Below are 14,613 nucleotides of genomic sequence, written 5' to 3'. Positions count from 1 at the left end.
TGTAGTGAGTGACATGGTCACTTGTATTTATATTCGAACGCAACGTAGGCAGACAAATAAATGGAAACTTCGCGACATGCAAAGTTTCAAAATACTTTTTCTGGACGTACGCTCGTACGTCCACCATTTATTTGACAAACCCACAAACCCATACCTTAACTTGACAAATCTACTCAAATAGGTAATAATAACGGTAGAGGTACAGTAATAAACAAAGAATATCAACCAAAGAAAGAAGAGAGGTTAGCAATGACACAACTGAAACGAGGGTTGATTTACATTATCCTGCTTACCATTGCGGTAGGTTGCGATATCATTAACCCCAAAAACGACACGAAGCAAGTAACTGTAACCGCGCTTGATGCGCAAACTAACGCACTGCTTGATAGTCTTACTGTCTATATTGATGGTGAGGTTGTAGCGAGAGACGCTACCCAACCAAGCATTGAACGCAAAAAGAACAAAACCGAAACGATAAAGGTTGCACGTAGCGGTTACATTACTGAGGGCAAGGTGGTTACATTTGACCATAATAAACAGGAGTTATTTTTACTAACCAGAAAACCACCAAAGCCAGTAACAAAGACACTCACACCAAAAGATGGTGATGAGATTCTTCATACAGCTGTTCACACAGATGATGTTACTAACAAAAAGCTTGGTGAAGGTCAAGTTGATCTCACCTTCCCAGCTGATACCACCATTACTGTACGAACGAGTCTGAGCGGGTATGTCTCTGCAGTTACAGAGATAACTTTTTCAGATAGTAGTTCAGTTGAGGTGGGGCTGGAGAAGGATCACCCAGATGAAGTAGCTTTATCCTACAACATCCTTGCGGATGACAACGGTCCACTTGATGGTGTTAACTTCTCTATTAACGGTCAAATCATATCCCATGACGCAAGTGGTAGTGAGGTCTTACCCTACAGTAAAGAGTCAGTTGTTATTTGTGGTCAGGCCACTTACTACAAAACCAGCTGCGACACACTTGCCCTCACGCAAGATCAGGAAATCACCCTAACACTTGCACGGAAAAAGGTGGCTGTACATGTGACACCAAAAATCATTGGGTATGATGATTATGTTGAAGTTTGGAATTTCAGCTCAGGATTCGAGGTTGATCGCACAGCCTACATTCTGCAGATTGGTGACTCAGTCTGGGCTAATATTGGTGATTCGGTAAACACGAGCAATCTGCCAATGGATATACAGCATTCCAGAGAACTAGAACTCGGCGAAGGTGTCACAAGCACCGTCACCTACCCAGTCGGCCCAGAGAATCTGGAAGCCACGGTGTGGGTCCAGTACTTCCCCGAAAGCGGGCACGAGCACAGTGTCAATACTGACAACTTCTTGAATGTTGCTGAGGGGTCTATCGAGCTATCTAGTAACAAAGATAGTGACATCACGCTTGATCTTAGTCATGTTCCCGCCTGTTCAGACGGTGTGGATAACGACTTCTACAATGGCGTGGATGCGGATGACCTAGGTTGTGTAGATCCTAAAACTGGGATCCACGATCCTGATGACGATGTTGAGCTAATGCGAAGAAAAACTTCGACCTCCTATGGTTGGACAGAGAAAATATTTGTATCTGGAAAACCAGGAGAACAAGAGACAGAACTTGTCTCACCGCGTAAATTTAATCCTTCAATTACAATAGCTCAATCTATCACGGTTGAACTTATGGCAAGAGTTGAAGAGAGACAAACTGGTGAAGAGTTCGCTATTCGTTTTTACACCGGGAGCAGTAGAGACAACCTTAATCACGTAAACATCACCGATATTATCCCTGATGAAGGACTGGAGGGCTGGAAAGTTGTGCGATTCTACGAACTCAATAAAACTTGGTTCAAGTATGGCACCTACTACAAAATCGAAGTTGTTCATGCTGCAGCACTGGCAGACACTGTGACTAACGGCAATGACGATGTCGTCATTGTGGAAGATGGAAGTAAGGCCTATATTGAAACTCAGTGGGACTACCAACCAGAACGTGCCCCAGAAGAATCCGCAAAAGCCAAGATGGCTGTTGCTGACCCGAACGTAAAAGTAAAGATCAGCAACCTCGGCCTCGACACCGACATCCACCGATAGAGAGAAACCGGGTAAAATATACGCCCAGCAACCAGAAAAGTAGTCGGTTGATATTTAAACATTAATTCACATCCCGCACCCTCAAAAGTGCAATCACCAAACTCCCGCTCTGACAACTCAAAGTCCGTCTGACCGATGGTTGAATTTAGGCAGCCGGGCTTAATTGGATCCATCAGACGACTCTCTGCAGGATTAGGGCTACATAATAGAAAGCAAGCCGTCAGATGGGTACGGAGCGGAATCTGTAATCTTCAATTTTTAATCTTTAATCTCTTATAACTTGTCGTAATCTTCGGGTTCTACATCAGGCACTTGGTTCATGATCTCATCAAATTGCTGCCTGCTGGCCTTCTCTGCACGATCTTTAAGATAATCTACCGTTAATAAAGCAGACATTTTCTCGGAAACCGCCAATGTGATAAACTGATTCATAGACACACCTTCTTGCTCGGCAAGTTCCTTTATTTTCTTATGTAATGACTCAGGTAACCGAACACTTAATGTACTCATGGTAGCTCCTCGATTATTTGAAGAAATTCTTTTGCCGTTGCTAATTTGACGCCAAACTTATCAACACCCTGAAAATCAGTTTTGTTATAAGTTACAATATATTTGCAGTTGGCCCTAACCGCTAATTCAAGGACCATATCATCTTTTGGATCCTTCAAAACGGGTCTCCACAAAAAGTAAACCTCATGCCAATTTCCAATCAAACACAAATAATCTAAAAATTGAGATATCTGTGAAGCATCAAAATTAAGAGTCTCTATCTTTCTCACCAATACATCTTCATATTCTATGATTAATGGAACCGACAAGTTGAATTCAAACTTTGATGAATTCAGCAGTGACATTAACCGGTATGACGCCCCTCTTTTTGAGCGGAGTGCCGAATAGATAATGTTCGTATCTAGTACGATCTGGTGGACTGACATATGGTATTATATACAATACCAAAAAAAAGAACAAATAATTTTAGTCGCCTAATTAGGGAGTAATGGAGACTTCTCTTCTTTATTTTTGAGCTTTGGATCCTTCAATAATTCAGCAGACAACTTTGTTGGCTTATAGAACATGGAATCTTATAGCAAAAATATGGTCTATAGGGATTGGACTCCCTCAATCTGTAATCTTCAATTTTTAATCTTAAATCTCTTAAATAACCTGCTTGCGCATACGGGCTACCGGCTCGTTTAGCTGCTCGCGGTATTTACTAACCGTACGCCTCGCCACTTTGTACCCTTTGTCGTTTAACATATTGGTAAGCTCCTGATCGCTGTACGGCTTCTGTTTATCCTCGTTATCAATCAGGTCCTGCAAAATATTCTTGACCTCGCGGTTTGATACCTCTTCCCCACTTTCCGTTTCCAACCCTTCATTAAAAAAGTACTTGAGTTCAAATACCCCGGAATGTGTTTGTACATACTTCCCGTTTACCACCCTGGATACCGTTGAAATATCCATACCAATACGCTCGGCCACATCTTTTAGGATCATGGGCTTCAGACCTTCCCCATATTTGAAAAAATCTTCCTGTAGGGCTACAATGGTTTTCATGATGTTCATCAGCGTGTTTTGACGCTGGCGGATAGACTCAATAAACCACTGGGCCGAGTCTATCTTGCTCTTCATGAAGGTGCGGGTTTCAGTGTCGGTATTCTTTTTTTTCTTGGCTTTAATCTCTTCCCACATCTGCTTGTATTCGGGAGAGATACGCAGTGATGGGGCGTTTCGCTGATTTAAATTGATCACAAACTCCCCCCTCGTGGTTTCTCCTTCGCTTGCGCTTCGCCAGTACACCTCAAAATCCGGTTCGATGTAGTTTTGAGTTTCTTCCATGTCGCTGGCTACCGAACCAGGCCGGGGATCCATGTGTCGTATGGCCTGAAAAGCTTCCTGCAGTTCTTCCCGGTCAATATTGAACTTCTGCAACAGCTTCTTAAAATGCTTTTTCTCGAATGATTTCCAGGCATTTTCGACAATATCGATGGCTAAATCGCGGCCAGGCAAATCCGTGTTGGCAGCCCTGAGCTGAACCAACAGGCAATCCCTTAAATCTCGCGAGGCAATGCCAAGAGGCTCCAGCTGCTGTATCTGCTTACGGACATCTTCCACCATATCCTCATCAACCAGCACCCCCTCGTTAAAGGCAATATTGTCAACCACTGCTTCCGTTTCCCTGCGAAAGTAGCCGTCTTCATCCAGCGAGCCCAAAATTTGATCGGCGATAAGTTGTTCTTCATCCGTAAAATTCAGCAGGCTCACCTGTTCTTCCAGTTCCTCTAAAAAAGAGGCTTGATAGGGATTGGGGAGATCACGCCATTCTTCAGCATCGGGATTGTAGTTGGTGCTGTAGGTCTCCCCCTCATATTCGGTATTGGTGTCGTAGTCGTCCCAATCTACTTCATGCTCTTCAAGGCTTTCGAGCGCCTCTTCTTTTTCTTCCTTTGGTGATTCTTCTACCTCTGAAAGACTTACCGTTTCGGTTTCTCCGGGATCAACTTCTTCTAATACAGGATTAGCCTCCATCTCCTCTTTTATGCGCTGTTCAAGGGCCATAGCCGGCAATTGCAATAGCTTGATGTATTGCAGTTGTTGCGGAGATAGCTTTTGCTGCAGACTTTGCTGCTGCTTCTGATTCAGATTCTGTTGATTACGTAGCATGCGACTCTTTATTCCTGATAGTGCTGCAGGCCGTTAAAAATTCACGGTACCATTCTTCCCCATACCTTCGGGTGAGAGGCTTCTCTAAAAATTCTGCTAATCCGATATCCTCTTTTTTACCCTTTTCGCAGGCGGCCGAACATAAGGTTGGCACGTATTCAAAATTTGCATAATCGAAGCCTGCCATCCGTTTTAAACGAACGGGAAAAAGGTGACAGCTTATGGGTTTCTCCCATCCAAAACGCCCTTCAAAAAAAGCTTTCTGGATGGCGCAATAAGCCACTTCGTTTTCATCGTATTGCACAAATATACATTCCTCTGTTTCTACGGTAGCAAGCTCGTAGCCAGATTTTTGGGTTCCAAGCACTACACCTTCCTCCTCAGCTACTTTAACAGCTTCGGGCCTTAATTCGTTTTTCAGCACTCTGAACGCTTTGTGCAAAACAGGAATTTCTGATTTAGCTACGGGTGCGCCGGCATCCCCTACTACACAGCAGGCCCCTTTGCAACGTGGGATATCACAGGCAAAGCGAGCCGTGGCAATATCGTCTGATAGAATCGTATTTTTAACTTTAAACATAGGATTAAGATACAAATCAGGATATCTATTTCAATTTTTTGTCTGCAGTGGATTTAGCTTGCAGAACCTATATCCCATTTGGCTTACCTGATTTTGCCAAAGGATAGCAGCCTCTCAATTTTTGTTATGTCTTCTCTTTACATGTAAGGTATCAGCAGTCCACACCTGATTTGATGAAATAGGTTGTTTGATATTCATGACTGCTGTTTTCCCAAACCATAGGCCAACGGTTCACTGTGCAATCATTCTACAAACGATTGTCCGGGGAATGATGCCTTCAGCCCAAAAAACTTTGCGACTGAGCTGGCAATGTTAGAAAAAGTTTCGCCGGTTCCCAAATTCTCCTGCACTGCCGTTGCCTTTGGAAACACCAGCAATGGCACAAATTCCCTGGAATGATCCGTGCTATCTGAACAAGGATCATTTCCGTGATCACCTGTAATAATGAGCAGATCGTCTTCCCTGATTTTGGAAACAAGAGCTGGAATAGCCCGGTCAAACTCTTCAAGACTGCCGGCATAACCCTCAGGATCCAGCCGGTGCCCAAATAGCTGATCGGTATCGATCAGGTTTACAAATACAAAGCTGTTGTCCAGGCCGGCAGACATCAAACTAAGCAGCTGCGAAATACCTTCCGCATTGCTTTTTGTGGGGCGATATTGCGTAAAACCCTGACCTGCAAAAAGATCTGCTACCTTTCCAATGGAGTAAGTTTTAAAGCCTTCATCATACAATACTTGTACAAGATTATGGGCCGGCGGTGTAGAAGAATAATCGTGCCGTTTATCCGATATGCGCTCAAAATTACCGGGTTCTCCTTCAAAAGGACGGGCAATTACCCGGCCCACTTCGTGCTCACCGGTCATTACTTCGTTTCGGGCAAATTCACACCACTCATACAGTTTTTCAACCGAAACCACATCGGTGTGGCAAGCCACTTGAAATACGCTGTCGGCCGAGGTATACACAATCGGGTAGCCCGTTTCCAAATGCTCTTCCCCATAGTCACGAATAACATCGGTCCCTGAGTACGGCTTGTTGCACAGGGCTTTTTTAACGCCAATACCTTCACAAAAATCGTTGATGACTTCTAAAGCAAATCCTTCAGGATAAGTAGGAAATGGTCGCTCTAACTGTACACCGGCAATTTCCCAGTGACCGGTGGTCGAATCTTTTCCAGCTGATACTTCACGCAGCTTTCCCCAGGCTGACAGCGGCTCCGATATTGGTGCAACCGATTCAAGCGGAATGATATTTCCGATCCCCATTTTTTGGAGATTAGGAAGCTTCACGCCTGTATCACGGCATACATGTCCCAGGGTATTCATTTCTTCGTCACCATACTGATGGGCGTCCTCTTGCGCTCCAACGCCCAATCCGTCTATCACAATAACATATGCGTTTCCCATTACGCTTCCACCAATTCGGTTTCCTGTTCATTCATCACTTTTGACAATGCTTTTTTAGCTTTCTCTTTAACGTGATAGGCGTTAACGGAATGTTCATCCAACAAAGTATATCCGGCTTTAAACCGCACTTTCAGGTTACCACCTATGGAAAGTTTGAGACCGAGATCCAGTTTTGACTTTACTTTCTCCATCCAGTCGGCTACGGCGTCTTCCTCTTCACTTTGAATAATAAAAGAATACACATAATCGGAATTATAGCCGATATAACCGCTAAGCCCATAGCGTGAGGGATTCAAAGCGGTAACAAAGTCCGTTTGTATTTTTTTGAGATCTTCGAGCCTGAATTTCGTCCGAAGGCTTGATACATCCTCGGGGGCCACTAAGCCCAGCCAGGTTTTATTTACCGCGGTACCATTTTTGATCTTGGCCAGCTCACAGTTCAGGGTTGCTTCCCACAGTTCCGGCATAAAAGCCCCAAAATGCTGAGTCAGCAATTCATCACTGACTCCACCCTTCTTCACGGAAGCCTGGATATTTAAAGCCGCAATACGCACCAGGTTTGCCAGCTTATGTTTTGTAGATTCTTTGAATGTTAACGGATCGGAATCACTGCACACAATCACACCCTGGCGACGATCATGGACCATCAATGGAATAGCGAAAGTGGCGCCGTCGGTCGTTTTCTCTGCCGAAGTAATCCGCCGGGGATTATTGTTGAAATGCATGGTAAAAATGGGCTCTCCTTTTTCGAGGGCCTCATAGGCTACACTTTTTTCTTCCAGTTGCAGCCCCAGCTTTTGCAATTCGCGGGCTTTGCGGGAGCGAAGCACCACATTCCAGGAATTCATTCCCGGAGCCAATAAAACGGCACCGCCAGAGGGTAAATGCTTTTGAATTTCTTCCAGCATGATGGTCAGGATCTCAACCCGGTGCGAATGGTGGTCTATCTTTTGTACGGATTCTTCATAGCCTTCCCATTCCTGCTGATGCTCATGCAAATCTACTACTTCCAGGTAAGTATCCAACACATTCACCATGGCATTGTTGTAAGCCATGATACGATCCTGAATCGCCTCTACATCAATGCTGTTTTCACACTCAAGTACGGTTAAAGCCACCGTTTCCTCTTTGTTGATGAAGGGAATGATCAAAATGTTCTTAGCCTGCACAAAGTCGAAGTAATGCATCAGTTTAGCTTTCGGCACATCCTCTCCAACCACCAGTTGCACCGGCTCATCCAAATCCTGATAAGGATTGAGGTAATGATTCTCAAAGGCCACACGGTCTTTAAACATCACATTGGGCAAACCCGTGCTGTTGGTTTCCCACACAAATTGCCCGCGTGAGCGGTTCACCCAGCATAAATATGCCAGTTGAGTATTGGTGGAAGTGCGCAGCAAATGCACCAAATCCCGCAGGATTTGTTTGAATTCCCGAAGCGCTCTGTCTTGTCGATCTATAGACATGTAATTTCCATTAAAGTGTGATGTTCATCATGGTGATGGTACAAAATTCCGGCATACAATTCTCCAACTTCTCAGGCAGGGTTCCGCATTGAACCTGCCTGAGACAACTCAAATATTAAGCCCCGTGTATTTCTTCACTCAAGGCTTCGGCCTCTTCAACCATGCGCTCAAATGAAGCCAACCCTTTCTTCCAGAAATCAGGCTGGGTGATATCGAGCCCCATTTTGCCTACCAGCTCGTGTGGCCATTCCGAACCACCGGCACTGAGCAGGTCCAGGTAACGCTCCGCAAAGCCATCGGGGCGCTGGGTAAATTCTTCATATAGAGCCAACACCAGCAGTTCTCCAAAGGCGTATGCGTATACGTAGCCGGGCGTATGCAAGAAGTGGGGAATATAGCTCCACCAGATGCCATACTCGTCAGTTAGTTTTACAGAATCACCGTAGAGTGCTTTCTGCTGTTCCATCCATAGTTCGGAGAAACGCTCCGTCGTAAGCTCGCCTTCTTCCCGACGGGCAGTATGCATGGCTTCTTCAAAACGATTCATGGAAATCTGACGGAATACCGTAGCTATGGTATCGTCAATTTTACCAATAAGAAGCGCCAGTTTTTCTTTGGGATCGTCCAGCTCTTTCATCAGTTTTTGAAAGACCAGCATCTCCCCAAAAACCGAAGCCGTTTCAGCCGTGGTCAAAGGTGTAGAAGATTGCAAGACTCCTTGCTGCCGTGATAAATACTGGTGCACGCCGTGGCCAAGCTCGTGGGCCAACGTTTGCACATCCCGGATTCTTCCGTCAAAATTCATAAAAACATAGGGATGCACCGAAGGCACCGTACTGGCTGAATAAGCTCCGCCGCGTTTGCCGGGTTTAATGGCTGCATCAATCCAGTTTTCATCAAAAAACTTTTGAGTGATCTCTCCCATTTCCGGATGAAAATTGGAATAGGAATCCAGCACCATCTTCTGTGCTTCGCCCCAATCAATGGTTGCCTGATTTTTAACGATCGGGGCATACCGGTCGTAATCTCTCATCTCGTCCAGTCCCAGCAACTCGCTCTTCAGCTTGTAGTAGCGCTGTACCAGCTCGTATTTTCCGGTCACCGATTCAATAAGCGCATCCACGGTCTCCTTGTCGGTTTCATTAGCCAGGTTTCGTGAGTCAATCCAGCTGCTGTACTTTCGGAGCTTGTCATTGGTGGATTTGTCAGCCAATACTGTATTAAAAACGAAAGTAAGCGTGCGGCTCAATTCGTTGAATTTCTTGGTCAGTGAGGCATGAGCCCGCTCCCTCAGATCCCGGTCGCTTTCATGCAGTTTGCTTAATACTTCCTGCTCACTGAGCTCCTCACCATCCAGTTCAAACTTGGCAGACCCAAGGGTTTCATCAAAATAGCGAACCCATGCACTGCGGCCGGTGACAGACTTGGCCGACATGATTTGCTCCTGTTTCTCTTCCAATACGTGCTCTTTGTAGCGCCGTGCACTTTCCAGGTAATGTTTGTAAGGCTTCAGCTCTTCACTTTCTATCAACTGCTGAGCTTTATCATCAGGAATTTCCAGCCATTCCACATCCACAAAAACCAATTTCTGGCTAATCTCGGATGACAGCTCGTTGGATTCCGCCACCAGTTTTCCATAGTCGGAATTGCCGGTATCGGTAGACCACTGCAGGTAAGCAAAGGATCCTATTTTTCCTCTCAGATCAAGAATTTCCTCGTAGGCATCCAACATCACTTTGAGGTCAGAAGCATCCAGTTCAGCAATCTTACCGTGATATTTTTCAGCAAAAGCTTCGGCCTGTTCTACAACTTTCTTTTTGTCGGCCTCCAACTGTGGATCATTATTGGATTCATATAAATCAGAAAGGTCCCAATGGATACTTTCAGCGCCGGTTTTTTGTTTTTCAGAAGTTTCGCTCATTCCTCAATTTTTTTGATGTGGAATATAGGGCTTGATACAAGCGAATTAAAGCTATTCAGCGGTTTATTTTTGGGGTGATGGGGATGGGAAATTAAAGATTGCAGATTGGCAGATTTCAGATAGCAAATTATCCTGCCCCGTTAGGGGCTTCCTATCGGTAGGAATTTATGATTACGCAGTTGCAGAATTTTCGCCCAAGGGTTTTGAAGGAATATATTGATCCACGAAAATTGGCCCGTTAGATTCCAACATAGAATTAAACCCTGAACGTCTTTGCCACATTGTCCACAGCGCGGGACAGGCCGTGGTACAATTTAACGCCGGATCAGCATGCTCAGGTTACCGGCAAGTAAAACAATCAGGCTACCCACCATCGTGTAGAGCGGCCACGCAATGGCCAACCCCTCACCCGGCAACAGGTTTTGAACCGGTCCTTGTACCATAAATAATAGGGCAATCAACCCACAGAAAAAACCAATAAGGGCATCGGTTTTGTCGGGCTTATCAAAAAACATCCCCAAAAGAAAAGCACCCAACAACCCTCCGTAGGTGTAGGAAGCGATGCCCAATCCTAATTCCACAATAGCCGGGCGCTCGCCTTCTTGCAGTTGCAGCACCGCAAAGAAAATAGCAGATGCAGCCAAAATCACGCCCCAAACCAAGGTAATTCTGCGGGAGATGGAAAGATCCTTCGCTTCCGTATTTTGTTTACCAAAGTAGGGTTTGTATAAATCATAGGTGGTGGATGAGGCCAGGGAATTCAGAGAAGAACTCAGGCTACTCATGGCGGCGGCAAACAATGAGGCCACGATCAAACCGGAAATACCGGCCGGCAATTGTTCAACAATGAATTTGGCAAAGATTTCGTCTGTAGTGGCCAATCCCATTTGCTCGGCCGACATCCCCTCGTAAAACATAAACAACAACAAGCCTACACCGAGGAAAAGCGCAAATTGCAGCATGGCTACAATCCCGCTCCAGATCATAGCTTTTTGTGCCGACTTAAGATTTCGGGTAGCTAAAACTCTCTGCACCAATAATTGATCGGTGCCGTGGGAAGCAAGGGAAAAGACTGCGCCGCCAACTATAGCGGTAATAATGGTATAAGGCTGAGCTATAAAATCCCGGAAAGATAAATCAAAACCGGTATCAATAAGTTGTAGCTTGGCTTGTGGCAATTCAAAACCAGCGGGAAGATTCGCGAAAAGTACCCCAATAGCGATAAATGCGCCGCCGATGTAGACGATCATCTGTACAAAATCCATCCAAACCACGGCTTTGATTCCCCCGAAAAAAGTGTACACCAAGGTAATGGCGGTAATCACAAAAATGGATAAGATATACAGTTCCAGATCTCCCCAGCCGGCAAAGGCACCACCCAGCCGCAAAATAATGGCCAGGGGGATGGCCGTTGCAAACAAACGCACACCATCAGCCAGCAACCGTGTAATCATGAATGTAGTGCTGGCTGCATTACGCATACCCGCCCCAAATCGGTGTTCTAAGAATGTGTAGGCTGTGTATAATTCGCCTTCGTAGTATTTGGGGAGAAAGAAAAGTGCCACAATCACCCGCCCGATTACGTAGCCAACCGTAATTTGAAGAAAAGTCAGGTTACCGCCATAAGCTACGGCCGGAATACTGATAAAGGTAAGGGTACTGGTTTCGGTCGCTACTACGGAAAATAAAACCGCCCACCAGGGCAAGCCGTCTCCGCCTAAAAAGTAGTCTTTATTGGAAGTTTGTTGGCCGGAAGATTTGAGCCCCAGGTAAGCCACACCGGCCAAATACAGCACTATAACCGCATAATCGATAAAACTGAAAGCCAAGGGCACGTCCCGGTTTGTTTGGGTTAACGCGCTGAAAATCTAAAATTTGCCGGTTAATTGCAGATATGAAATTTTCTGATGCGGCATTTCCCAGCCTTAATCACCATCATTATCGCTAAAGGTATCGAGGATATTCAGCTGAGAAATCATATCCACTTCGGTATAAATGTACAATTGCTGAACGCTCTCGATAAGTTGCTCTACGGCTTCTTTGTCATTTTGCATCACTTCGGCAAGACTTCCATCCATGTTGTCAATGATAGCCAGCGCGTTGGCATATTCCTGGTTGATGGCTTCTGAAAGCATCATTCCGTCATCACCACGTATATTCAATCCATCCAAATAATCGTCAAAACCTGTACCCTCGCCTCCGTTAAAAGTGTGGCGTGCACTTTCAAGGTTTTCGCGAATTAGCTGTTTGGAGATTCCGGCATACTCTGATTCCAGCATATGCAGGCGAAGCGCACCCATCGTCTGTTTACCAAAGGGAATTTCCAGCTTATCCATGCGAATCATCTCCAGTAGATACCCCATTTCATTGGCCAGCAATGTGATGCCTGAGTTAGGCCGGTTTCCGGTTTTTTCGATAAACCGGTGCTTGTATTCATTTTGCCATTCATCTAAAATAAGCGCACTGTTTTCCGCAACTGAAGCAGAAAGTTGTAACAGGTAAGCTTTCCGGTTGGCGTCCTCAAATTCAGTGATAATTTCTTCGGGCTGGCTGTGAAAAAGCAGATATTCGATAGCTGGCAATCCTCTGCGGTTGCTGCCTACGCGAACCAGGTAATCATCCGAGTCGTCGTATTCCTCAATGACCGTTTCAATACCTGCTTCGCTGGTGGGCCAGCGGTCAATGGAGGTCACCAGTACCATGCTTTCTACCGGACCAAAATTATACAACTCCGCCCGTTTCCAGCTTTTTATGCTTGCTTTCCAACGCTCTTGAGCAGTTTGAAGCATGCCTTCTGTTGGGTTCTCAGTAAAGGCCATCAGTGCGATATGCAGTGAATCTGATTTGTCTTTAAAATCCTCGTAAGCAGGAATGATCAGGTTATCGGCGGCATTATCGAGTATTCTTGTCCGGTCAAATTGATTGCCACAACCGGATAATATCAGCAGCGCGATCAACAAAAAGAAAGATTTCATTTGGCTCATAATGACTGCAAAAATTTGATGAGATTTTCTCGTTCGGCTTTGGGAAGTTTCTTAAAAGCCATTTTAGCTTCTTCGGCTTCTCCGCCATGCCACAAAATGGCTTCTTCCAGGTTTCGGGCACGGCCGTCGTGCAAGAAAAAAGTATGGCCGCTCACGGTTTCTATCAAGCCGATGCCCCAAAGCGGCGGGGTTCTCCATTCGGTTCCGGTTGCTTTCCAATCGGGACGTCCGTCGGCCAAACCCGGCCCCATATCATGCAACAATAAATCAGTGTAGGGGTAGATCGTTTGGTTTGAAAATTCGGGATGCTCAGGATGCGTTCCGGTTTGCTGCTTGGGAACATGACATGAGGAACACCCGCTTTCCATAAAAGCCTTCTTACCTCTCAGCACTTCCTTAGAATCCCAGTTCCGGCGGGCCGGCACCGCAATGGTTTCGGTGTATAAAGCAACGCGATCCAGAATATCCTGGGATAATTCGGGATCTCCTCCACTGGGAGATTCGTGGCAGTCCTGTTGATTTTCGGCACACAGCTCAACCGGAAAAAGATGCGAGGTAATCCCGATATCTTCCCTGAAGGCAACGGCCGTTTGTTGACGCACCGAAGGTTCATTGGCCTTCCAGCCAAAACGACCTACGGACATTTTCTCGTTCACATAATCATACACATAATTAATTCGGCCGGAGATACCGTCGCCATCTGCATCCTCAGGATCTGCCAGTTCTTCCAGGCGTTCTTTAGGGATAGCCTCCAGCAATCCCAGGCCCACCAGGTGCTGGGCAATACGGGGTGATATCATGATGTCGTCAGGAAGATCGCCATAGGCAAGACTGTCAAATTCGTAGACCGGCTTTCGCAACGAGTAACTGCTTCCATCGGGATACTCGCCGGGCACCTCTTCATAGCGAACACGTACATCGCCTTCGGGTTCCACCCCCAAAACCGACATGTGGTTAAACTGACCGCCATAATTTTTGGAGGGGCGGGTTCCGTTACCGCTCTCAGAGGGGAGGCTCAGCCTAAACAAAAGATCAACCGGTTGCTCATCGATATCCTGTGGTGGTTTGCCTCTCCCATCCAGCAGATGACAACTGGAACAGGAACGGGCATTAAATAAAGGGCCCAGTCCATCAAGATCAGCTGTTGAAGCGGGTGAACTCACCCAATTTCTTTTGAAAAAGGCATTGCCGCTTACAAAAAACAGATCTTTATTTCCGGTGAGATTGGGCGCTGCTTCCCCGAATGCGTTCACCGATTCGTTGAAAACGGTGGTTTCTCCCCCGCTATACTGCTCACCTTCAACCCGGTATTCCGACAGCGGATCAAACCAACCCTGACTGTAGATGAGAATAAAGCCTGCAAATAAAAGCAGGATGAGTATTACAGAACTTATCTTCGAAATTTTGCCCATGAGTATGGTTAATGGTTTATTCGTTAATGATTATCAGGCTTGCAAGCTTTTAGCCTTACAAATAACCACTAACAAATAAC

Annotated in this window: 11 protein-coding genes; 1 reads left to right on the top strand and 10 read right to left on the bottom strand. The window is 45.7% G+C overall.

Annotation, left to right across the window (positions count from 1 at the left end; translation table 11 throughout):
* Positions 1-249 precede the first annotated feature (249 nt).
* Entirely contained in the window at positions 250-2,097 is a 1,848-nt protein-coding gene (locus tag FN815_RS03950) for a hypothetical protein (protein WP_142453308.1), read from the top strand.
* A gap of 273 nt (positions 2,098-2,370) precedes the next feature.
* Here the strand turns inward: FN815_RS03950 and FN815_RS03945 are convergent, their stop codons facing one another.
* The 10 genes from FN815_RS03945 to FN815_RS03900 all read right to left on the bottom strand — a co-directional run bounded on the left by FN815_RS03945 (position 2,371) and on the right by FN815_RS03900 (position 14,533).
* Positions 2,371-2,607, bottom strand: a complete 237-nt coding sequence (locus FN815_RS03945; protein ID WP_142453307.1) for a YlcI/YnfO family protein — start codon at positions 2,605-2,607, stop codon at positions 2,371-2,373.
* Complete coding sequence (locus tag FN815_RS03940) at positions 2,604-3,032, bottom strand: putative toxin-antitoxin system toxin component, PIN family (RefSeq protein WP_142453306.1); 429 nt, start codon at positions 3,030-3,032, stop codon at positions 2,604-2,606. The genes FN815_RS03945 and FN815_RS03940 overlap by 4 nt, the downstream gene beginning before the upstream one ends.
* 220 nt (positions 3,033-3,252) lie before the next feature.
* A complete protein-coding gene (gene rpoN / locus FN815_RS03935; protein ID WP_142453305.1) occupies positions 3,253-4,761 on the bottom strand; it encodes an RNA polymerase factor sigma-54 in 1,509 nt (502 codons plus the stop codon).
* Positions 4,751-5,341: a DUF3109 family protein gene (locus tag FN815_RS03930; protein WP_142453304.1), complete on the bottom strand. Its 591-nt coding sequence runs from the start codon at positions 5,339-5,341 to the stop codon at positions 4,751-4,753. Before FN815_RS03930 ends, rpoN begins: the two co-directional genes overlap by 11 nt.
* 242 nt (positions 5,342-5,583) lie before the next feature.
* Complete coding sequence (locus tag FN815_RS03925; RefSeq protein WP_142453303.1) at positions 5,584-6,750, bottom strand: phosphopentomutase; 1,167 nt, start codon at positions 6,748-6,750, stop codon at positions 5,584-5,586.
* Entirely contained in the window at positions 6,750-8,216 is a 1,467-nt protein-coding gene (locus tag FN815_RS03920) for a GAF domain-containing protein (RefSeq protein WP_142453302.1), read from the bottom strand. Before FN815_RS03920 ends, FN815_RS03925 begins: the two co-directional genes overlap by 1 nt.
* Before the next feature lie 115 nt (positions 8,217-8,331).
* Positions 8,332-10,137, bottom strand: a complete 1,806-nt coding sequence (locus FN815_RS03915) for a M3 family oligoendopeptidase (protein WP_142453301.1) — start codon at positions 10,135-10,137, stop codon at positions 8,332-8,334.
* Positions 10,138-10,451: 314 nt separating this feature from the next.
* Entirely contained in the window at positions 10,452-11,966 is a 1,515-nt protein-coding gene (locus FN815_RS03910) for a sodium:solute symporter (RefSeq protein ID WP_142453300.1), read from the bottom strand.
* A 96-nt stretch (positions 11,967-12,062) separates the two neighbouring features.
* Positions 12,063-13,121: an imelysin family protein gene (locus FN815_RS03905; RefSeq protein WP_142453299.1), complete on the bottom strand. Its 1,059-nt coding sequence runs from the start codon at positions 13,119-13,121 to the stop codon at positions 12,063-12,065.
* The gene (locus FN815_RS03900; protein ID WP_142453298.1) at positions 13,118-14,533 is read right to left on the bottom strand and encodes a di-heme oxidoreductase family protein; all 1,416 of its coding nucleotides are present in this window, start codon (positions 14,531-14,533) and stop codon (positions 13,118-13,120) included. Before FN815_RS03900 ends, FN815_RS03905 begins: the two co-directional genes overlap by 4 nt.
* Between the last annotated feature and the right edge of the window lie 80 nt (positions 14,534-14,613).

The sequence above is a fragment of the Gracilimonas mengyeensis genome, from assembly GCF_900182705.1.
Lineage (GTDB): Bacteria > Bacteroidota > Rhodothermia > Balneolales > Balneolaceae > Gracilimonas > Gracilimonas mengyeensis.
The sequence above is the reverse complement of the archived record's forward strand: the minus strand, read 5'-3'. Positions and strand labels throughout refer to the sequence as shown.